Raw genomic sequence first — 19452 nt, forward strand, 5'->3', positions numbered from 1 at the left:
TGGATTGTCGTTGTCGTTCATGCGGTGGAGGCGGCCGGGATCCACCAGTCGCGCCCACGCGGCGTGGTGACATATTCCGGCCAGCGGAAGTTGATCGGCGGTTCGTAGTCGCAGAGCGGCGCGATCCAGTTCGAGCCGCCGACGCCGCCGCCGGTCCGCCTGACGAACTCGTCCATGGCGGCCTCGCGCGCGGCCTTGTCCTCGAGCAGGCGCAGCGCCGTCAACGCGACCGTCTTGGCGGCGCAGGTGACCATCGGGTCAATGGTCGCCGGAATGCCGCCCAGCGCGTTCATCACCCAGGAGGGATAAGTATGGCCCGTGACCGCGCGCAGCGCCGGGCGTGCAACGTAGAAGCGCGACGTCGGCGCGTGCCAGCTCATATCGGTGTAATCGTCGGACGTGGAATTCACCTGCGATGGCGGTAGGTCGCGGCGCAGGATCGCCTCGGCATCCTGCGGAGCGACCAGCCGCTCCAGCTCGTCGATGAACGGGTTCTCGGTCGCCTCGCCGCCGGCATTGACCTGGACCTCGCGGGCGATCGCCCTCGCCTCCTCGCTCCAGCGCGGCGCGCCGACGGTCGACAGCGCCTGGTAGGTGATGTCGGCCATGGCGTGATTGGCCAACCCCGGGCGTGACTTCGACACCCAGTGGCGCTCATGGCGGCAGCCGCTCATCGTCGCCGCGGCTTCGGCATTGCGGTCGAGAACGGCGGTCACCTGCTCGGCCATGGCAATGGTCGGCACGCGGATCATGTATTGGATCTCGGCAAGGCCGGCCGGGAGGTTGTCGGCGGTCGCCTGCCCTGCCGTCAGGATCGCCTCGCTGATCGACCAGCCGCCTTGATGGGTGAGCATGGAATCGCGCAGCGCCTTGGAGGCCATGTACATCATCATCAGCGCGTCGTTGGCGCCGGGCGCCCTGACCGCCGAATGCGCCTGCGGGATGGGTGCTGCGTCGCTGGCGCGAACCCAGTTCTCCGGTTCGTCGCAGATGAAGCGGTAGATCATCGCATAGGCGGCGCCGCAATGCGTGTCCCAGCGCGCGGTGTTGCAGAGCGGCAGCATGTAGAAGGGATGGAAGGAGATCATGCCGGCAAGGCCGTCATAATAGCCCTTGGCAGCATGGATAGGCTTGGAGCCCCGCACCTTCTCGGCCGGCTCGCCGGTGAAGCGCAGCGTGCCCTTGATGCCGTACTCCAGCATCGCCGCCTTGGCGGCCAAAAGCCCGCCGAGGCTGCCGATGCCAAGGCCCGAATGCGGATCGGTGTGGCCGCCCGCCTCGGCGCCGAGGCCTTCACGCGGCCGTTTCACCGAAGCGGCGTCCTGGCAATTGCCGGGCACGGCGTCGTATTCGCCATACATGCCGATCACGGGGCCGTCGCCGTTGGTCCAATGGGCGCAGAAGGCCGTGGGCATGCCGCCCGAGCCTTCCTCGACCGAGAAGCCTTCGCGCTTGAGCCGATCCACATACCAGGCCGCCGACTGGTACTCGCGCCAGGCGGTCTCGCCGAACTCGAAGATGGTGCGCGTCCAGGCCGACAGCAGCGGCTGGATGCCGTCGATGCAGGCAAGCGCCGTCTCCTGCGCTGAAGTCGTCACCGATTCCTCCATGCCTTAAAGAAAGCAGTGAAGCGGCGCATCAAAAAGTGATATGTTTTCCCGGCTCGTGCAAATTCGGTTCACCTGAGGCCTCTTGCGAATACCTTCCACGCAGGCGCTGCGCGCCCTCGACAGCTTCGCCCGTCACGGCAGCGTCTGGCGCGCCGCCGACGAACTCCACCTCACCCGCAGCGCCGTCTCGCATCAGCTGCGGCTGCTCGAGCGTGACCTCGGCTTCGATCTCCTGCAGCGCATCGGCAAGGGTGTGGCGCTGACGCCGCGCGGCCAGCGCTACGCTGCCGACGTCAGGAAGGCGCTGACCGTGCTCGGCGATGCGGTGACGCAGGGCGGCGGCGCCGGCGTCGGCGGCTCCTTCGCCATCTCCTGTCCGCCGGGCTTCGCCTCGATGTTCCTGTGCACCCATATCGGCGAGTTCCAGCAGATGTATCCGGACGTCGCGCTCTCCGTGCTGACGCCACGGCGGCTCGACGATGTCAGCAATGCGGAGGCCGATGCCTTCATCGCCTTCGGCGTCGGCAACTGGCCGAACCGGGCGGTGGAACTGCTGTGCGAGGTCTCCTTCACGCCGCTCTGCAGCCCGACGCTGCTCAACAAGGTCGGCGGATTTTCCAAACCAGCCGACGTGCTGCGCGCCAACCTGCTCCATCTCAGCGACACCGAGGACTGGGCGCGCTGGCTGGCGCTGTCCAAGGTGGAACATCCAGATACCGAGGGCGGCATCTTCTTTTCCGACATGAACCTCGTCTTTTCGGCGGCGATTGCCGGCCAGGGAATTGCGCTCGGCGACGAACTGACCGGACGCCGGGCGCTGAGCGAGGGCCGGCTGGTCAAGCCATTCGAAGCAACCGTGCCCTCGCCGCGCGCCTATTTCCTGGTCTTCGAGCATGCCAAGGCAAACCACCCGGTGCTCAATGCCTTCAGCGACTGGCTGAGGGCGAAGCTGTCGGAGAACAGGCTGGCGACGTATTGAGATTAGCCGATCTCCTCCCTTGCGGGGGAGATGGCCGGCAGGCCAGAGGGGGCGCTGCCCCGCCAGCCTTTCAGCGATTTTTTGGCTCACACATCAACGGTTTGTCGGATAAGGGATCACCGCAAAGGTAGCGTTCCTTCGCGCCCCCCTCTGCCCTGCCGGGCATCTCCCCCACAAGGGGGGAGATTGGCGCTCCAACGCCGCCGCGCAATCGCCACCCGTGAATCAAATTTGCCGATCGGGCGAAAACTATTCGGTTGCGGTGAGCCGCAGCCGTGCCTACGATTTGGTCGACCGTGAGGAAAGAGGCAGGATGCAGCAACCCGGCCGGGCCGCAGAGATCAAGGCGAACGGGATCGGCAAGAGCTTCGGCTCGTTCCGGGCGCTGGATAATCTGACGCTCGATATCGGCCGCGGCGAGTTCCTGACGCTGCTTGGGCCTTCCGGCTCCGGCAAGACCACCTTTCTGATGATCCTCGCTGGCTTCGTGCAGCCGAGCGAAGGCAAGCTTTTCAGCGACGGCGTAGACATCACCAACCGGCCGGCCGAGCAGCGCGCCGCCGGCATGGTGTTCCAGGGCTACGCTTTGTTTCCGCATATGAGCGTGGAGCAGAACATCGCCTTCCCGCTCAAGGTGCGCAAGAAATCCACTTCCGAGATCAAAAACCGTGTCGGCGAGATGATCGAACGCGTCGGTCTCAATGGCCACGAGAAGAAGCTGCCGGCGCAGCTTTCCGGCGGCCAGCAGCAGCGTGTGGCGCTGGCCCGCGCGCTGGTGTTCGAGCCGGGCGTGCTGTTGCTCGACGAGCCGTTCTCGGCGCTGGACAAGAGCCTGCGCGGCCAGATGCAGGCCGAGATGAAGCGGCTGCACCAGGAGACCGGCACCACCTTCGTCTTCGTCACGCACGACCAGAGCGAGGCGCTGGCGCTGTCGTCGCGCGTCGCCATCTTCAACCACGGCAAGCTGTTGCAGGTCGGCAGGCCCGACGAGGTCTATAACCGGCCGACCAACCGCTTCGTCGCCGAGTTCCTGGGCGAGATCAACATGCTGCCGGTGAAAGGCGTGCGTCCCGCCGACAGTGGCGCGACCGGGCTCTGCGAGGACCGCGCGGTCAACATGCGATGCAAGGCCGAGGCGATCAAAGGCGATGCCATCCTCGCCATCCGCCCCGAGGACATGTCGATCGCGCCGGAAGCGTTCGCCAACCAAAACGGCATCGCAGCGACCGCTGTCGCCTCGACTTATCTCGGTGCCGCGACCAAGCTCGACCTCACCACGCGCCAGGGCGCCAAGGTCACCGTCTCGGTGCCGAACGAGGTCGCGGCCGCTGCGTTGAGCAAGGGCAATTCCGTCTGGCTGACCTGGCCGGCGGAGAAGGGTTTCCTCCTTCCGGACGGAGGACAATAGAGAGCGCCGCCGCGGCCTTAATTCGCCGCCCCGGCTTCCGGTTCAAAATCAACGACAACAAGGGGAACTGACATGAACGACGATATGAACAACAAGACTCGGAAACAAGCCATCGAATCCCTCGCCGAGCGGACCAGGCGCGGCGAGATCTCGCGCCGCCAGTTCGCACAGCTTGCGGGCCTCGTGCTCGCCGGCACGCCGATGCTTTTGCGCTCGACCGGCGCATTTGCCGAGACAAAAGGGTTGGTGCTGGTAAACTGGGGCGGCGACGCCATCACGGCTTACGACGCCGCTTATGGCCAGCCCTTCACCAAGGACACCGGCATCCCTGTCAAGATGGACGGTTCCGGCCCGACCGAAGGTGCTATCGCCGCGCAGTACAAGAGCGGCGCGCCGACCTGGGACCTGGTCGACGTCGATCCGTTCTCGGCCATCACACTCGGCGGCCAAGGCATGCTCGAGCCGATCGACTACAAGGTCGTCGACAAGAGCAAGATGCGGCCAGGCTTCGGCTGGGAATATGCGGCTTCCACCTATTTCTTCTCCTATGTGATCGCCTACGACTCGCAGAAATTCGGCTCCAACGCGCCGACCGGAATGGCCGATTTCTTCGACGTGAAGAAATTCCCCGGCAAGCGCTCGCTCTACAAATGGGGCGTGTCGAGCTGGGAAGCCGCGCTTCTCGCCGATGGCGTCGCGCCGGCCTCGCTCTATCCGCTCGACCTGAAGCGCGCGCATGACAAGATCGCCGCCTTCAAGGAAAACGTCGTCTCCTATTGGGGCGGCGGCGCCGAAAGCCAGAGCGTGCTGCTCAACGGCGAGGCTTCGATGGCGATCGTATGGTCGACCCGCGCTTCGCTGATCGAGCAGGACTCCGGCGGCCAGATCAAGTTCATCTGGGACCAGGGCCTGATCTCGCCCGGCGCACTGGCGGTGCTGAAGAACAATCCCGGCGGCAAGGACGCGGCGATGAAGTTCATCGCCAGCACCCAGGATCCGCAGAAGGAGCTGGTGATGTTCGACAAGCTCGGACAGGGCCCAGCCAATCCGGCGGCCGATGCGCTGATCCCGGCCGACAAGAAGCGCATCAATCCGGTCGATCCGGACAATATGAAGAAGCAGATCCCGCTCGACATGGAATGGTACGCCAAGAATTACGGCGCCGCGCTCGACGAATACACCAAGATCATCTCGGCCTGATCAGGCCGAGATTTTCTGACCGATGAGAGGCCCCCTCTCCGACAGGATGGGCGCGGCGCTGTTGATGGCGCCGCTGCTCCTGTTTCTGATCCTTGCCTATGCCTGGCCCTTCCTCGGCGTGGTGAAGTGGAGTTTTACGCTTCCAACGCCCGGCCTCGGCCAGTACCACGCCTTGCTCACCGACGACCTTGTGCAGTCGGTGTTCATCCGCACGCTGCGCATCGCGGCGATCGTCACCGTGGTCTCGGTGACCGCAGCCTATGCCATCACCGTGGTCTGGGTGCGCGGCAGTCCGGTGCAGCGCGTGCTTGCCGAGTTCTGCATCCTGGTGCCGTTCTGGATCTCGGTGCTGACGCGCGCCTTCGGCTGGGTGGCGTTGCTCTCCAATCGCGGCTTGATCAACACCTGGCTGCAATCGATCGGCTTCATCTCGGAGCCGCTGACCTTGGTGCGCAACGAGTTCGGCGTCATCGTCGGCATGTCGCATTTTCTCATCCCCTTCGCGGTGTTCCCGCTGGCATCCGCCATGCGCAGCCTGGACGAGCGCGTGCTGCTTGCGGCGCGCGGCCTCGGCTCCAGCCGCATGCGCACCTTCTGGACGGTGTTCGTGCCGATGACGCGCTCCGGCATCATCGGCTCGGCGCTGATCACCTTCGTCTTCTCGCTCGGCTTCTTCGTCACGCCGGCAATCCTCGGCGGCGGCCGCAGCGTGATGATCGCGGAGCTGATTTATCTGCGCATCTTCCAGAGCCCTGACTGGGGGCTGGGCGCGGCGATCAGCGTCGTGCTGGTGGTGTTCGTCGGCGCGCTGATGGCGCTACTGTTCCGCTACGTCAAACCCAAGCAATTGGTGTAGCCAAGATGCCGACCTACCGCCCCGGCCCCGTCTCGCTGCTCCTCGCCGTGCTGGTGGCGCTGTTCCTGCTGATGCCATTGCTTGCCGTCATCCCGGTGTCGCTGACGCCGAGCCGGATGCTGACCATGCCGACGGGTGAATTATCGCTGCGCCACTACCGTTCGCTGATCGAGGATCCGCGCTGGTTGGACTCGATCCTGCTGTCGCTCAGGATCGGCATCGTCAGCAGCATCCTTTCCACCGCGCTTGCCCTCACCTTCAGCCTCGGTGTGTGGATGTTTCAGCCGCGCTTCACCGCCGCTCTTGTCGGCTTCGTGCTGTTGCCGATGGTGGTGCCGCCGGTGGTCTCGGCGGTGACGCTCTATTTCCTGCTCACCTCGGTTTCCGGCATCACCTCCTTCTTCGGGTATGATACCTGGCTGGGCGTCGCCATGGCGCATTCGGTGATGACTGTGCCTTTCGCCACGGTGCTCATCCTGGTGTCGCTCAGCCAGCTCGACCGGCGCATCGACCTTGCCGCGCGCGGGCTCGGCGCCAGCGTGTGGGAGCGCGCGACGCGCGTCATCATGCCCAACATCAAGTTCGGCATCGTCACCGCGGCGCTGCTGTCCTTCGTGCTCTCCTGGGAGGAGATCGGCGTGACGCTGTTCATCACCTCGGTCAACGCCATCACCCTGCCGCGCCTAATGTGGATGGGCCTGCGTGATAACATTGACCCGGCGATCGCCGCGCTCTCGGTGATCCTGATCATCATCACCGTGCTGGTGCTCGCCGTGCGCAGCGTCGTCACAAGGCAGCGCGGCGCACGCTAGTGCGTTTCACCGTTTCACGGAAACGACGAAACGCCCTATCTCTTGGTTTTTACGCAATTCCGGACGGAAAACCGCTCACACGTTTCCTGGAATTGCTCTTAGAGCGATGCGTCGGCGGGCGGCAAGGCACGTCGTCAACCCGAAGTGCAAGAGGCCCGCCGGAGCGGCGGGCCTCCTACAGAGCCGAAGTGGAAGCTCGGCGCCATCATGATCCGGGGGTGTGGATCGACTCGAAATCTAGCCAACAGCGCCCCACCAGGCGACTTAAGCGCCCCACCAGGCGACTTACAAATCTGTAATCTTCGGCTGATCCCGGTCCTCGCGCATACACAAAATCATTTAGGATCAGCGGCTTGCAGCGAAAATCTGGCTTCCAAGCGTCGCCTCTCAAACAAACGTGATGAACCGCCCGGCGAGCGGTATGGCAGGAGCGGTTCAAGGAAACGTGGGCGGGTCACGATGCGGCCGCTTGCACGCAGTCTGCGCCATGGAAGTGCCGCGCCGGACGAAGGCCCCCCGGCCTCGTCCGTGCGTGCCAGTCTGTTCAGGCGGCTTGCGGCCGCCGCATCCTCTCGACAAACGCCTGCCTTGCCGGTCCGGCAAGCGGCTTGTCCATGGTCAGCAGGCCATCGAGCAGCGCCAGGAGCTCGCGCGCTGCCGAAGACTTGCAGGAATAATAGACCATCTGACGATCGCGGCGGGTTTCGACAAGGCCAAACCTGCGCAGTTTGGCCAGGTGTTGCGACAGCGCCGACTGACTGAGTTCGACCTTGTCGGCGAGCACGCCGACCGAGAGTTCGCCCTCAGCGAGGTAGTTCATGATGAGCAGGCGCTTCTCGTTGCCCATCACCGCAAGAAAGGCTGCCGCGCTTTCTGCGTTGGCGGTAAGTTTCTTGGTGACCATCGATTTCCCCATGGTTCATGCTCTTCCGAAGGCCATGGGGGCAATGGCTTCGGAGTTCCAGAGCGTTGACGGGCCTGCCCCGATTTGGACGGGACCTGCCCTGCTTCTTTTCGACCAGAACCTCTTCGTAACCCGGTTGCCACCACGTCGGGGTTGCTGGTCTCGGACAGAACGCACGGCGCTTTTCTCGACGCAAGTCAATGCAGACTCGGAAAAATTCCGTGCTGCTAATGCGTATCAGCGCAGCGCTCATTCGGCAAGAATATAACGAGGCCGGCAAAAACGCGCTCAGCCGCAGCCGAGAAAGCAGGCCGGCCGAGGCGCCTGACCAAAGAGGCCTGCGGCGATGTACCGGCGACTCACTCCCGATCTTGAAGCATGCTAATATGTTAGCCGGGGCAGAGAGGGGCCGGGCTATAGGAGGAAGCCATGACCGCTGTGCGCAACACATTCACCCCCGATGAGACAGCCATGCTTGGCCGGGTCTACGCGAACGGCAATATCGAGGGCGAGACCGCCGAACAGAAGGAAGCGCGCGCTTCGCGCATCATCGCCAATTACATGGCGGGCATCACCGACGAGGCGGAATTGATGGAGCTTTCGCGGCGGCCGCTTGGCAGATGAGCAGCGTGCGCCACCTTCGTGATACGGCTTCACGTTAAGTTGACGTTCCGGATCGGAACCACGCGGCAAAATTTCGTGTTCCGACATATTTCGGGAGAGCTTTCGCGATGATCCAGGGATGGTTTTCCAGGCCGGTCGAAGTCGCCGTCGGCGTTTCCGGCTCTATCCGGCATATATCCAACGCGGAGCAAGCCGTCGAACTGCTGACCGGCCAATGGCGCGATGCCGGCAGCGCGCTGCATGGCGCGGCGCTGCGCGCCTGCCGCCGGGCGATCCGCGGCGACATCGCGGCGGACAACGCCAGGGAGGCTTTTATCGTCGCCGCGCGCGAGGCGCATGTGCTGGTGGAATAGAGCGTTCCAAGGCCCTTTGGTCGCGCGATTTAGCGGCCCGAATCGCGCGCCAGCCGGTGCCCATGAGCCGGTCCGAACGCGGCCTGTCGCTACCTTAAGATTCTTCGGAACCTAATGCGCGGTGGTTGGTTAACGCGCGGGTTCCGCATCGCCTCGCGAACCTGCATCGGGCGCTCATCCGGCGCCGATTGCTTACTCTAAAGACAATCACAAGAACGGAGGAAGTGATGAACGATGTCTGGTTTTCCGAACCAGTCGTGATCGATTTCCAGCCAAACGGCCAGCGCAAGATATTAAGCTGTTTCGAGGCGATGGAATGCCTCGACCAGCGCTGGCCGGGGCCGGCGCGCGGCGGCGCCTGGCGCTCGGCAAGCCGTGTCTGCCGCGATGCGCTCGATGGCCTGCGCAGCCCGGTGGAAGCCCGCAAGACACTGCGCAAGGCGGCCAAGGTCGCCGGCCTGCTGGCGTAGCCCTCGATTTTCCATTGGCGCCCCTACCAGGGGCATCGCCAAGCCCGTCGCGGTTTCCCATTGCCGCGGCGGGCTTTTGTTTTCAAAGCGGGCGAAGCGACGATTGACGCATACTGCAGGACACCTTCAAGCACGCATCCCGTGAGGACACATGAGAAACGCCGGCGGCCGGCTTCGGGGCTGCCTGACAGGTTCAGGCCGCAACGCGAGCGCCGGTAAACGGTCGGTTCCATAGCGGCGGGCGCAAACCAGGCTTGCGCGCCTGATCAGGCGAAATCGCCAAGCACTTCGGGAAACTGGACCGCCATCGCTCCTTCATCCGCCTGCCGGGCGTAGAGCCGATGCATCTTCGTGCCGTCATATCTGGCCCGGCGGCGCTGCACGTCCTTGCCGAAAAGACCGGCAACAGCGTCGAAGCGCCGGATGAAGCGCTTCATCACGCCGCGTTCGAAGGGTATGCGCTGCTCGAACGGCTTGCGCCAGGGCGTGTCCTTTGCCAGATCGCGCCAGACCCCGAGGGCTTCGAGTTCGACGCCGACCTGATTGCCCCACGGCTTGCCGCCCGCGAAATGCCTTGCCCAGGCCTGCGAGAAGCGAAATTCTCTCGCTCCAAGCGATTGCAGATTCCAGTTGGGGTGCATTGTCTGCCATTTGCCCTCGAAGACGACGTTGAGGGCATTCTGATCGTTCATCTGGCCATGAATGGCGGTCTTTCGCGTCTGCTCCAGCAGGGCGTCCTCCCGGACAGCGTTCATGTCGAAGACGACGACACCGGAATTGAAATACGGCGCGCCGGGCGCCAGCTTGAGCTTTTGCCGGTATGAAGGCCTGAAATACATGTAGTCGTCATGCGCGGCGAGCAGCGGCGCGTGCAGCCGCTGCCCGGCCAAGTCATTGATATCTCTGTTGAAGAGAACATCGCAATCCATGTATGCGATGCGATCGTACGGCTCGAAAACCGGAAACTGGTCGGCGAAAAGCCGAACGTAAGCGGCAATGCTGTGTGTTCCAAAGCGAAAGCCGAAATTGGTCATGAAATCCGTGACATCGACCAGTTCGACCTTGCCCTTGAGCAGATGACGGGCGACCTCAAGGTCCGTTGCGCTTGCACCGGTGTAGAGCAGAAAGCCGTCGATGGGCGTGGAGACATCAATTATCCGGCGCGCTGTCAGGCAGGCATATGGAAAGTAGTTGCCATCGGTCGCCAGGAAGAAAGACGATTTCATTTTCCGCTAACCGCTAGCCGTCATCTCGTTGCGGTGCCTGCCACAAAATGCTTCTCGACGAAAGTCTCAATCGGGCCGGTGAGCGAGGCCGCCTCGCGCCTGACCTTATCGTCGTCCCAGCGCCACCACTGGATTGCCAGCAGCTTCGCTATGGTCTCCTCGGGGAACCGATATCTGATCAGTCGGGCTGGAGACCCGCCGACGACGGCATAAGGCGGCACATGTTTGGTCACGACGGCACCGGCGCCGACGACCGCGCCATCGCCGACCTCCACGCCCGGCAGGATCATTGCACCATTGCCGATCCAGACGTCATTGCCAACGGTGATGCCGGCCGGCTTGCCGCCTTTTGCGGTTGGCTCCGGCTGATTCAGCAACCGGCTGTAGATTGGAAATGAGGTTGCGCTCTCGGTCGGATGCTGGCCAGAGCAGATGAAAACCACACGACCGGCAACCGAGCAGAAGGCGCCGACTTGCAACGGAGCATCCTTCAAGGGGGCCAAGACTTTTCGCCATGTCACGCCATAGGTATGGCGGCCAACGGTCACATGCTCCGGCAATCCGGAGCGCATGTCCCTTAGCCATTTGGAAAGCGCCGACATCCAGAGATACCTCCCCAATACTTCTGCGACATAGCCTCGGAGCGGCCGAACCATCAACCGGGAACTTCGGTCGGCGCAAGGGAGCGATCCACCGAAAACCTGTTATCCGCGCAACGACATTGGGGAAATTTCGAGTGGATTGAGGTTGCCTCTGTTGGTAGAGGGGAGCGTCTCAGATACATCTCCCATAGATCGAATGAACGACGTTTTTGGCTATATCGCCTATGGCGATAACGAGGTTTATCACTTCGGCGCGCTGCTCAGCGCGCTTAAGCTTCTGCACAATTGTCCAGGCGCCAGGATAATCGTCGCAACCGACAGGCCCGAACTCTTTCGCCCATACCCCGTAGAGACGATCGCTATAACCGCCCACCAGAAAGAGTTGATGTCTTTCGGCTGGCGCTATCATTTCGGCATCAAGGCTGCTTTCCTGATCGAGATCCTGAAGCGAGCGGACCGCCTGATCTTCATGGACTCGGACCATTACGCTTATGTCGATCCATCCAGAGGGTTCCGACAGATTTCTCCGACACGTTCCTTCATGCGTAAGTGTGAGGGCGAGCATCGGCTTTACCCGGTTCTCACAGGTAAGGGCGTCAAAATCGGAGACTACACCCTGACAGGCCGCGAACCGATGTGGCAAAGCGGAATCCTTGGCATTCATCGAGCCAATGCCGGTGCATTGACCGAGGCCTATTCCGCGATTTTGGCCGTACGCGAATTGACCAACACAGACGCACCCGAGCAGTTTTGCATCGGCGTCGCGCTTTCTCGAAATGGCTTGACTCTAAGCCGACACCGCCTCCCGGTCAGCGACTACAACACACGCGGCAAAAAGGCTTTCGCCAGCCCGCGCGTGCTGCAGTTCTTCAACATGTATGGCGACGCTCCGATAGCCGAGCAGGTAAGAAGAGCCGGTTGGTATCGCCTATGGCGAACTCCTATAGACCTATGGCGCCAGCGAGACAGGTGGTCACTCTAAATTGGCTATGAGAACTGACGGCAGGAGGGGAATGTTTCGCAGGATCGAGCAGTTCTGCCATTGATTTCAGCGCTCCGACTCGGCGCCTTCGATTTCCTTCCATACCAGGGGCCAAGGGATCGAAGGCGAACTTCCCTTTCTCCTCACGTCACGTTATGCAGGCCAAATGGGCCTGAAGATTGTCGATATCATAACCAGAGCGCCGGCAATCATCGCGGCGAAGGAAGCCAGAAATGGCTTAGTGTATAAGGCTTTCGAGCATCGGGGCCGAGCCGCTGGACGCATTTTTGCAGACCGCCTGAAAGCCACTGGTGCATCGCATGTCTGTTTCACAGTGGCGTTCAATACGCCCTGGGTCATCGATGCGCTGGCCAAGGCATGGGAAATGCACCCGCCGAGAATGACCCTGGCCGTTGTCGACAATTCGACCGATCCGGCATCGAGACAGGCAATAGAAAGCATCTGTGGGGTAAGAGGCGTACCTTACTTGGCGCTGCCGATGCGGGTGGAGAAACATCTGTCAAGATCGCATGGAACCGCGATAAACTGGGCTTATCATAACATCATACGGCACCTGGAGCCTGAGTTATTCGGCTTCATTGATCACGACTGTTTCCCGGTGGTGCCTTTTGACATCCCGGCCAAGATGAAAGGCAAGCTTGTCTACGGCAAGCTGTTCCTTCCAGGTCGAAATCATATCCACGAGCCGAAGCCGACCGATCGACACTGGAATTTATGGGCAGGCTTCTGCTTCTATCGCTTCTCCGCCACGACCGGACGAAAGCTGAACTTCGAACCCCGCTTGAACAAGGGGCTTGATACTGGCGGCGCAAACTGGAACGTCCTTTACTCGCATTTGGACAGGACAAGTGACGTTGCGGTAGCCATCGCGCGGGAAAACCCGATGACGATGGCGGGGGCGGTCGGGCACCATGAGATCATCGAGGAAGCGTTCTTCCATGTTGCCGGCGTATCCTACCCTGACCGACCGAGCTATCACCGCAGAACAGCTGACCATCGAAAACTCATCCGCGACTACGTCTGGAATACATATCTTGGCGGCGCGAGCGGCAGGGTAGCCGAAGACTTTTAAGCGCCGACCAGATCTTCGGGCCAAAAGTGTTACCCATGTCTCCGGTATAAACCGTAACCTATGTGTCCGGAACGGACCCCAAAAAAAGGCGATCCCGGCAGGATTCGAACCTGCGACCGTCGGTTTAGACGGCCGGTGCTCAATCCAGCTGAGCGGCGGATCGCCGGCAGACCGTTGTTAAGCTGCGTGCAGCGTTGGGATAGCGCTGACATCCACGTCCCGTTCGGCATGCCAAGCATCATGAGCCGCCTGCATGCGAAGCCAGATCGCCGCGCCGTCGCCGAACATCTTTCCGAGCCGAGCCGCGACGGCCGGCGAAACCGGCTTCCTTTCGCGAGTGATATCGTAGAGCTGCTGTCGCGAAATCCCGAGCAGCCTGGCGATCTCCACCTTAGTCTTTCCAGTGGCCGGGATGATGTCCTCAAGCAGCGCTCCCGGGTGGGACGGGCAACGCTCGACGGGACGCTTCGGCTTGTGCTCGTTCATAAATCCAACTTCCCCAGTCTGTCCGCCTCAATGATACTGTTCGAAGTCGACGCGGGCGGCGTCTTCGCCATCGAATTCAAATGTGATGCACCACGGGCCGTTCACATGGACCGTATAACGGGTCGGATCGAAGCCCTTTAAGGCATGAAAATCAAACCCTGGCAGGTCCATATCTTTTGGCCGCTCAGAGGCCTCAAGGCGGTCAAGCCGGACAAGGATGCGCTTGTGCATCGTGGCATCGATCTTTCCGGTTTTCCCGGTGGAGAACAGATCTGCCAGCGCTTTGCTTTTGAATGACTTGATCATGCGTCATGTAAGCAGATAGCGTACACAAATCAAGTTGGCGTAAGCAAAAAACTACATTTGCGGTCGACAAGATTGCCAAAAATGGCGATCCCGGCAGGATTCGAACCTGCGACCATCGGCTTAGAAGGCCGGTGCTCTATCCAGCTGAGCTACGGGACCGTCGGCCGGCCGGGCCGGCTGAGGCGGGTTACGCCAGGCGACGCAAGACCGGGAGTCAATGCGTCCAGGGCGTCCTGCGGTCATAGCGGAAATTGTCCGAATAGGAAATCTGCCGGCGCTTGGTTTCCTTCGGCTCTTCCACGCGATAGGCGATCTTTTCCTTCTCGGCATAAGCCACAGCCTCTTCCTTCGTCTCGAAGGTGAGCTTTACCTGGCTCAGCATGTCGCCCGAGGTGGTGTAGCCCATCAGCGGGTCGATCTTCTTGCGCTGGGCTGGGTCGAATTCCAGCACCCAATGTCCTGTCTTGGCCTTGCCGGACTGCATCGCGGTTTTGGCTGGACTGAAAATTCGCGCGGACATGACCACCTCTTTGCCGCCCGAAGACCGGGCACTTTGTTCGGCGCGACATCAGAGCCTCCCGCAGGATGCCTGAAATCTCGCGCCAATCCGTCATTACTGCGCAATGGCCGCGGCGGCAAGGCCGCAAGCGGCCAGGTCCCCGCCACGGCGTAGGGAACCTCGCTGCGCTGGCGACATTATCGAAAGGTCGGCCGACCGGCCCGGGCCGACCCAACCCTGTGAGCCCATCAGAACCGGACGTTTCGCCATGACCAATGCAACCGAACACGCCGTCCTGCAGCTCGCTGTGCTTGTCGGCAGCCTGCGCGCCCAGTCCTTCAGCCGCAAGATCGCCAAGGCGCTCGCCGCCCGCGCGCCGGATTCGGTGCGCTGCCGCTTCATCGAGATCGGCGACCTGCCGCTCTACAACGAGGATCTGGATGGCGACAGCCCGCCTGCGGCGTGGTCGGCTTTCCGCGCGGCGATACGCGAATGCGACGCGGTGCTGTTCGTCACCCCGGAATACAACCGCTCAATCCCGGGCTGCCTGAAAAACGCGCTCGATGTTGGCTCGCGTCCGCCGGGCAAGAGCGTGTTCAAGGATCTGCCGGCCGGGGTCGTCAGCGTCAGCCCGAGCAAGATCGGCGCCTTCGGCTCCAATCAGGCGCTTCGGCAGACCTTCGTCTTCCTCGACATGCCCGTGATGCAGCAGCCGGAGGCCTATATCGGCAATGTCGCGGAACTGCTCGACGATAAGGGCGCCGTCACCAATGCCGACACCGCCGCCTTCCTTGAGAAGTTCATGATCAGCCTGGAGACATGGATCAGGAGGGTGCATCCCGGCGGCTCGTCCTTCGATACCTTCATGAAGCAGCGCGAGAAGATCGCCGAGGACTATGTCAATGGCGATGCCACCTCGTTGAAGGCGATCGTCACCCACGCCGGACCGGCGACGTTCTTCTCGCCGCGCGGCGACCATCTCGAAGGCGCCGAAGCGGTCGCCGGCCGCTACGAACGCGATGCTGCAAGCTTCCACAAGGGCGGCAACACCGACCTTGAGGTGCTGCAGGCTTCGGCAAGCGGCGATCTGGCCTTTTGGAGCGGCTTGCAGCATGCCAAGGCGCGCATCGGCAAGAACGGCGAGGCGACCGAGATGACCTTGCGGGTGACGGAAGTGTTCCGGCTGGAGGATGGCGCGTTCAAGCTGGTGCATCGCCACGCCGATCCGGCTCATTAGCCGGCGCTTGTAAAAATCCGCGACACAATGCCGGAGGTTTCGCAACATCCGCCTATTCCTTTTGGCACGTGAGCGGCATATGTCAAATACATGGTCGTGCCAGTTGAAGGCATGATGGCGACGATAAAGACACCAATGGACGCGGAAGCGAAAGTCTTGCCGTCGGGGGTCGGCGAGCCTGCGATACTGGAAGGCGCGATTGTCATCGGTGCGGGCGCCGCCGGGCTTGCCGCCGCTTATGCGCTGGCCAAGGCCGGTGTGGCGACGCAGGTCCTGGAACGCGAGCAACGGCTGGCCGAGCCTTGGCATCGCCGCCACGACAACCTGCACCTCAACACGCATCGCGACCTTTCCTCGTTGCCGGGCGTATCCTTTCCGGCAGGAACGCCGGCCTTCCCGCACCGCAGTGCCGTCATCGACCATCTCAACGATTTCGCCGAGAGGCACCGGCTGCCGATCGTCTTCGGCGTTAAGGTCGACGAGGTCGAATTTCGTGACGACCACTGGCTGTTGCGGACAAGCGCGGGCTTGAGGGCGGCGCGCTATGTGGTGATCGCCACCGGGCGCGACCGGCAACCCTTCATCCCGGCCTGGAAAGGCATGCAGGATTTTTCAGGATCGATCATCCACTCGGCCGATTTCGGCAGGGCGAGCGACTATGCCGGCAAGAAAGTGCTGGTGGTCGGCGCCGGCAATTCCGGCTTCGACGCGCTCAACCATCTCTCCCGCGTCGAGACGGGCCAGATGTGGCTTGCGGCGCGCAACGGACCTTCGCTGCTGCCCAAGCGTATCGGCAAGATCGCCGTGCACCGCATATCGCCGCTCATGGCCAGCCTGCCGACAAGGCTCGCGGACGCGGTGATGGCGGCAACGCAGCGCCTGGTGTTCGGCGACCTTACCAAATACGGCCTGCCCCCTGCCCCGGCGGGCGGCGCCAGCCGGCTCGGCTCCGACTATACGGCGATCGCCGCCGATGACGGCGCGGTCGACGCCATCAAGGCCGGTCGCATCATCGTGGTGCCGCAACTGCGCGAATTCAGGCGCGACGGCGTCGTGCTGGACAATGGCCAGACGATCGCGCCCGACATCGTCATTGCCGCCACCGGCTACCGCACGGGGCTGGAGACGATGCTGGGGCGACTCGGCGTGCTCGACGCCAAGGGCGTGCCGTTGTTCAACGGCGCCGCGAACGACCCGAAGCTGCCCGGACTATGGTTCACTGGCATGCGGCCGAGCATTCGCGGCTGCTTTGCCAATGCAAGGATCCAGGGCGCTGCGATCGCCAGGAAGATCGCCGGCCAGCAACGCTGAGCGGCATCGCCAGTTCCGACCTCGGTTTTTATGTTGCCTTCCGGGCGTGCGCCCCCTATACGCCGCGGGACGTCGGAGTGTAGCGCAGCCTGGTAGCGCACCTGATTTGGGATCAGGGGGTCGCGTGTTCGAATCACGCCACTCCGACCATTGCCTCTTCCCCAGGACAACCCAAGGCGGCCATTTCCGGATCGCTCAAATCGCGCCTTCGATGTCGGTCTTGGAGAAACCGTCGCCGACATAGAGCAGCCGGCAGGCCCGGTCCTTCGCCACTTCATAAGCAAAGCAGTCGCCGAAGTTGAGCGCCGCGGCGTGGATGCCTTTGCCCCATCGCGCGTAAGCCTCGGCAACACGCCGAGCCGCGCTTTCGGTGACCGGCGTAATCTCGAAGCCGAGCCCGTCGAGCAGGGATTGCCACGCCGCGTCGTGCGGCAACAATCAAGAGCTCGGCTACGGTTCCTGCCGATATCAGAAGTTCGTCTTCCCGTTCGAGCGCAGCGATACAGGCGTCCGCCGCCGGCTCGTCGAGGACGATGGCGATCAAGGCCGAGGTAGCGACCGCAATCATTCCGGCAGGCCGTCATCGCCATAGAGGAAATCCTGGCTGCGCGCCGCAGGCGGGCCGGCACCGGCTTTCGCGGCGCCGGAGGCCCGGACGGCCTGCAGCAGGCTCCGGCGGTGCGTCCGGTCCGGCACGGACCGTAGCGGGACGAGACGCACGGCCGCGTGACCGTGGCGGGTCAGGATAATCTCATCTCCAGCCTCGGCGCGCCTCACCAGTTCGGTCAGTTGCCCCTTGGCGTCTGTCACGGATATCCGCATGACAACCTACAATGGACCATGATTTGGCCCACTAAATTGACCATTTGATGGTCCGTTACAATGCTGCAGCTCGGAGAGCGGTAAACCCGCCGGGCGAGAACCCCAACACCTCGAGCCCGGCGAGCCTACAACCCGATCTGGTACGCGATCGGGACCGGGATCAACCGGCGAAGGCTGCGCTGCAAGATGGATGCCTGAAAGATTGTTCCGAAACGGGACGGCTACTCAGCCGGCTCCCACGGGTTGATCACGGACACACCGGCCGCATAAAACGGCGCGGCATCACGCGACGCAACCTGAAAGCCTTTCGCGGCGGCGATAGCTGCCATGTACCCGTCAGGCACGGGAAATCCCTTTCCGGCGGCTCTCGCCCTTACAGCAAGACCGGCGTAGCGGCCTGCCGCCTCGGCGTCGAAGGCCAGGATGCGCTGATCGAAGATTGCACAAATCCCGGCAAAGGTTTCGGCCAGCGCATTTTTCCGCCGGCCGGCCGGCATGGCTTCGATGCCGAACAGCACTTCCGCCAGCGTGATGCTGGACAGATAGAGTGTCTCAGCGACCTGCTCGTCCATCCAGGCCAGGACCGCGGCGTTAGGTTGCGGTCTCATCACCTCCGAAACGACGTTGGTGTCCAGAAGGATCATTCGAATTTCAGCGGCTCAGCCGGGCTTTTTTCACGGGCTTGTTCAAGCGCTTCAACGTCCTCGTCCGTCACGCCCGCCCGGCGAGCAATGGCGGACAACAGCGTGCCCACCCTGACGCGGCCCTCCGGCCGAACCGCGTCTTCCAGAATGGCACGGATTTCCGCCTCCGTGCTGCGGCCATTGATGGCCGCGCGCACGCGCAAGGCGCGATGTGTCTCTTCCGGAAGATTTCTGATCGTAACCGCTGACATTGATATCAATCCGATCTCATTGCTATCACATAGCATAGTGGACCCTGATTGTCATCCGCAGGCAGTTCAGCCTCAAATATCGAACTCGCCCTGCCCTTCGTCCATGGCGCTCACGGTCTCGGCGGCCAAGGCGCGGGTGATCGGCGTCTTGCGTTCGAGGGCTGCGCGGTCGAGGCGTTCGACGATGCGCATGGCGGTGGCGAGGGAGCGCTCGATGCGGCGCACCAGATATTGCACCACATGCGGCTCGACCTCGACCTGGCGGTCGGCGAAGAGCTTGGTGATGACGCCGGCGAGCAAAAGGTCGTCGGGCTCGTGGATCTCGACCGTCGCCGCCGCCTTCAGCCGCGAGATGAGATCGGGCAGCGCGACGCGCCAGGCGGAGGGGAAACGCCGCGCCGTCAATAGCAGCGTCGAGCCCGCGCCACGCACGGCGTTGATCAGGTGGAACAGGCCCGGCTCGTCGATCGCCGCCTTGTCGATGTCGTCGATGAGCGCCGGCCTGCTGCCGAGCCCGGCAATGTGCTCGCCGATCCGGCCGGGATCGATGGCGACGGCGTGCGCCCTGTCGTGCCAGATGCGGGCGAGGTGCGTCTTGCCCGAGCCGGGCGGCCCGGCCAGCACCACGACCGGCGACGGCCAGTCCGGCCAGCGGTCGATCAGCGATGCCGCTTGCGCGTTGGTGCCCGAGACGACGAGCTCGTCGCGCGAATAGCCGGTGCCGTGGCCGAGATCGAGCGGCAGCTGGCGCGGCGGTTCGGCTGGCTGAGCAGCCAT

At 62.7% G+C, this 19452-nt stretch carries 22 protein-coding genes, 2 tRNA genes and 2 pseudogenes; 13 read left to right on the forward strand and 13 right to left on the reverse strand.

Annotation, left to right across the window (positions count from 1 at the left end; all coding sequences use genetic code 11):
• Positions 1-17: 17 nt before the first annotated feature.
• The gene (locus FJ419_RS23065) at positions 18-1610 is read right to left on the reverse strand and encodes an amidohydrolase (protein ID WP_181170786.1); all 1593 of its coding nucleotides are present in this window, start codon (positions 1608-1610) and stop codon (positions 18-20) included.
• Positions 1611-1692: 82 nt separating this feature from the next.
• Here FJ419_RS23065 and FJ419_RS23070 point away from each other — a divergent pair, with 82 nt between their 5' ends.
• From FJ419_RS23070 to FJ419_RS23090, 5 genes are all read left to right on the forward strand, one after another.
• Complete coding sequence (locus FJ419_RS23070; protein WP_140698516.1) at positions 1693-2589, forward strand: LysR substrate-binding domain-containing protein; 897 nt, start codon at positions 1693-1695, stop codon at positions 2587-2589.
• Positions 2590-2902: 313 nt separating this feature from the next.
• Positions 2903-3997: an ABC transporter ATP-binding protein gene (locus tag FJ419_RS23075; protein ID WP_140698519.1), complete on the forward strand. Its 1095-nt coding sequence runs from the start codon at positions 2903-2905 to the stop codon at positions 3995-3997.
• Between the two features lie 84 nt (positions 3998-4081).
• A complete protein-coding gene (locus FJ419_RS23080) occupies positions 4082-5197 on the forward strand; it encodes an ABC transporter substrate-binding protein (protein WP_140698649.1) in 1116 nt (371 codons plus the stop codon).
• Between the two features lie 22 nt (positions 5198-5219).
• Positions 5220-6053 (forward strand): ABC transporter permease, encoded by an 834-nt coding sequence (locus tag FJ419_RS23085; RefSeq protein ID WP_140698522.1) that lies wholly within the window; start codon positions 5220-5222, stop codon positions 6051-6053.
• Positions 6054-6058: 5 nt separating this feature from the next.
• A complete protein-coding gene (locus FJ419_RS23090) occupies positions 6059-6865 on the forward strand; it encodes an ABC transporter permease (protein WP_140698525.1) in 807 nt (268 codons plus the stop codon).
• A gap of 544 nt (positions 6866-7409) precedes the next feature.
• Here the strand turns inward: FJ419_RS23090 and FJ419_RS23095 are convergent.
• Positions 7410-7769: a metalloregulator ArsR/SmtB family transcription factor gene (locus FJ419_RS23095; RefSeq protein WP_140541088.1), complete on the reverse strand. Its 360-nt coding sequence runs from the start codon at positions 7767-7769 to the stop codon at positions 7410-7412.
• Positions 7770-8198: 429 nt separating this feature from the next.
• Between FJ419_RS23095 and FJ419_RS23100 the strand changes: the two genes are divergently transcribed.
• The 3 genes from FJ419_RS23100 to FJ419_RS23110 all read left to right on the forward strand — a co-directional run bounded on the left by FJ419_RS23100 (position 8199) and on the right by FJ419_RS23110 (position 9216).
• Positions 8199-8393 (forward strand): hypothetical protein, encoded by a 195-nt coding sequence (locus tag FJ419_RS23100; RefSeq protein WP_140541087.1) that lies wholly within the window; start codon positions 8199-8201, stop codon positions 8391-8393.
• A 107-nt stretch (positions 8394-8500) separates the two neighbouring features.
• Positions 8501-8746, forward strand: coding sequence for a DUF982 domain-containing protein (locus FJ419_RS23105; protein ID WP_095767103.1), 246 nt, complete (start codon positions 8501-8503; stop codon positions 8744-8746).
• A 227-nt stretch (positions 8747-8973) separates the two neighbouring features.
• The gene (locus tag FJ419_RS23110; RefSeq protein ID WP_140698528.1) at positions 8974-9216 is read left to right on the forward strand and encodes a DUF982 domain-containing protein; all 243 of its coding nucleotides are present in this window, start codon (positions 8974-8976) and stop codon (positions 9214-9216) included.
• Between the two features lie 266 nt (positions 9217-9482).
• Here FJ419_RS23110 and FJ419_RS23115 read toward each other — a convergent pair whose 3' ends face one another.
• Positions 9483-10442, reverse strand: coding sequence for a glycosyltransferase (locus tag FJ419_RS23115; protein WP_140698531.1), 960 nt, complete (start codon positions 10440-10442; stop codon positions 9483-9485).
• A gap of 110 nt (positions 10443-10552) precedes the next feature.
• A pseudogene (locus FJ419_RS31595) lies at positions 10553-10780 on the reverse strand (DapH/DapD/GlmU-related protein); the annotation flags it as partial.
• A gap of 460 nt (positions 10781-11240) precedes the next feature.
• Between FJ419_RS31595 and FJ419_RS23125 the strand changes: the two are divergent.
• A complete protein-coding gene (locus FJ419_RS23125; RefSeq protein WP_140698534.1) occupies positions 11241-12026 on the forward strand; it encodes a hypothetical protein in 786 nt (261 codons plus the stop codon).
• Positions 12027-12192: 166 nt separating this feature from the next.
• Positions 12193-13119 carry a hypothetical protein gene (locus FJ419_RS23130; RefSeq protein ID WP_140698537.1) on the forward strand — a complete coding sequence of 309 codons (927 nt, stop codon included), beginning with the start codon at positions 12193-12195 and terminating at the stop codon, positions 13117-13119.
• Positions 13120-13296: 177 nt separating this feature from the next.
• Here FJ419_RS23130 and FJ419_RS23140 read toward each other — a convergent pair whose 3' ends face one another.
• The 4 genes from FJ419_RS23140 to FJ419_RS23155 all read right to left on the reverse strand — a co-directional run bounded on the left by FJ419_RS23140 (position 13297) and on the right by FJ419_RS23155 (position 14431).
• Positions 13297-13605, reverse strand: coding sequence for a HigA family addiction module antitoxin (locus tag FJ419_RS23140; RefSeq protein WP_140698540.1), 309 nt, complete (start codon positions 13603-13605; stop codon positions 13297-13299).
• A 27-nt stretch (positions 13606-13632) separates the two neighbouring features.
• Positions 13633-13911 carry a type II toxin-antitoxin system RelE/ParE family toxin gene (locus FJ419_RS23145; RefSeq protein ID WP_140698543.1) on the reverse strand — a complete coding sequence of 93 codons (279 nt, stop codon included), beginning with the start codon at positions 13909-13911 and terminating at the stop codon, positions 13633-13635.
• A gap of 82 nt (positions 13912-13993) precedes the next feature.
• Positions 13994-14070: transfer RNA gene (locus FJ419_RS23150), tRNA-Arg, on the reverse strand.
• A 55-nt stretch (positions 14071-14125) separates the two neighbouring features.
• The gene (locus tag FJ419_RS23155) at positions 14126-14431 is read right to left on the reverse strand and encodes an ETC complex I subunit (RefSeq protein ID WP_140635739.1); all 306 of its coding nucleotides are present in this window, start codon (positions 14429-14431) and stop codon (positions 14126-14128) included.
• A gap of 247 nt (positions 14432-14678) precedes the next feature.
• On the opposite strand from FJ419_RS23155, the gene FJ419_RS31470 reads away from it, so the two are divergent.
• The 3 genes from FJ419_RS31470 (at position 14679) to FJ419_RS23170 (ending at position 17108) form a co-directional block, all read left to right on the forward strand.
• On the forward strand, positions 14679-15647 hold the full coding sequence (locus FJ419_RS31470; RefSeq protein ID WP_181170787.1) for an NAD(P)H-dependent oxidoreductase: 969 nt from the start codon (positions 14679-14681) through the stop codon (positions 15645-15647).
• Between the two features lie 135 nt (positions 15648-15782).
• On the forward strand, positions 15783-16958 hold the full coding sequence (locus FJ419_RS23165; protein WP_140698653.1) for an NAD(P)/FAD-dependent oxidoreductase: 1176 nt from the start codon (positions 15783-15785) through the stop codon (positions 16956-16958).
• Positions 16959-17031: 73 nt separating this feature from the next.
• A tRNA-Pro gene (locus tag FJ419_RS23170) sits at positions 17032-17108 on the forward strand.
• Positions 17109-17153: 45 nt separating this feature from the next.
• Here FJ419_RS23170 and FJ419_RS23175 read toward each other — a convergent pair.
• From FJ419_RS23175 to hdaA, 5 genes and pseudogenes are all read right to left on the reverse strand, one after another.
• Positions 17154-17526: pseudogene (locus tag FJ419_RS23175) on the reverse strand (type II toxin-antitoxin system VapC family toxin).
• Positions 17523-17780 (reverse strand): type II toxin-antitoxin system prevent-host-death family antitoxin, encoded by a 258-nt coding sequence (locus tag FJ419_RS23180; protein ID WP_140698546.1) that lies wholly within the window; start codon positions 17778-17780, stop codon positions 17523-17525. The pseudogene FJ419_RS23175 and the gene FJ419_RS23180 overlap by 4 nt, the downstream one beginning before the upstream one ends.
• A 221-nt stretch (positions 17781-18001) precedes the next feature.
• Positions 18002-18424 (reverse strand): type II toxin-antitoxin system VapC family toxin, encoded by a 423-nt coding sequence (locus FJ419_RS23185; protein ID WP_140698549.1) that lies wholly within the window; start codon positions 18422-18424, stop codon positions 18002-18004.
• The gene (locus FJ419_RS23190) at positions 18421-18675 is read right to left on the reverse strand and encodes an Arc family DNA-binding protein (RefSeq protein ID WP_140698657.1); all 255 of its coding nucleotides are present in this window, start codon (positions 18673-18675) and stop codon (positions 18421-18423) included. Before FJ419_RS23190 ends, FJ419_RS23185 begins: the two co-directional genes overlap by 4 nt.
• A 72-nt stretch (positions 18676-18747) precedes the next feature.
• Positions 18748-19452: a DnaA regulatory inactivator HdaA gene (gene hdaA, locus FJ419_RS23195; protein WP_140698552.1), complete on the reverse strand. Its 705-nt coding sequence runs from the start codon at positions 19450-19452 to the stop codon at positions 18748-18750.

It is taken from the genome of Mesorhizobium sp. B2-6-2 (genome assembly GCF_006440615.1).
Taxonomy (GTDB): Bacteria; Pseudomonadota; Alphaproteobacteria; order Rhizobiales; family Rhizobiaceae; genus Mesorhizobium.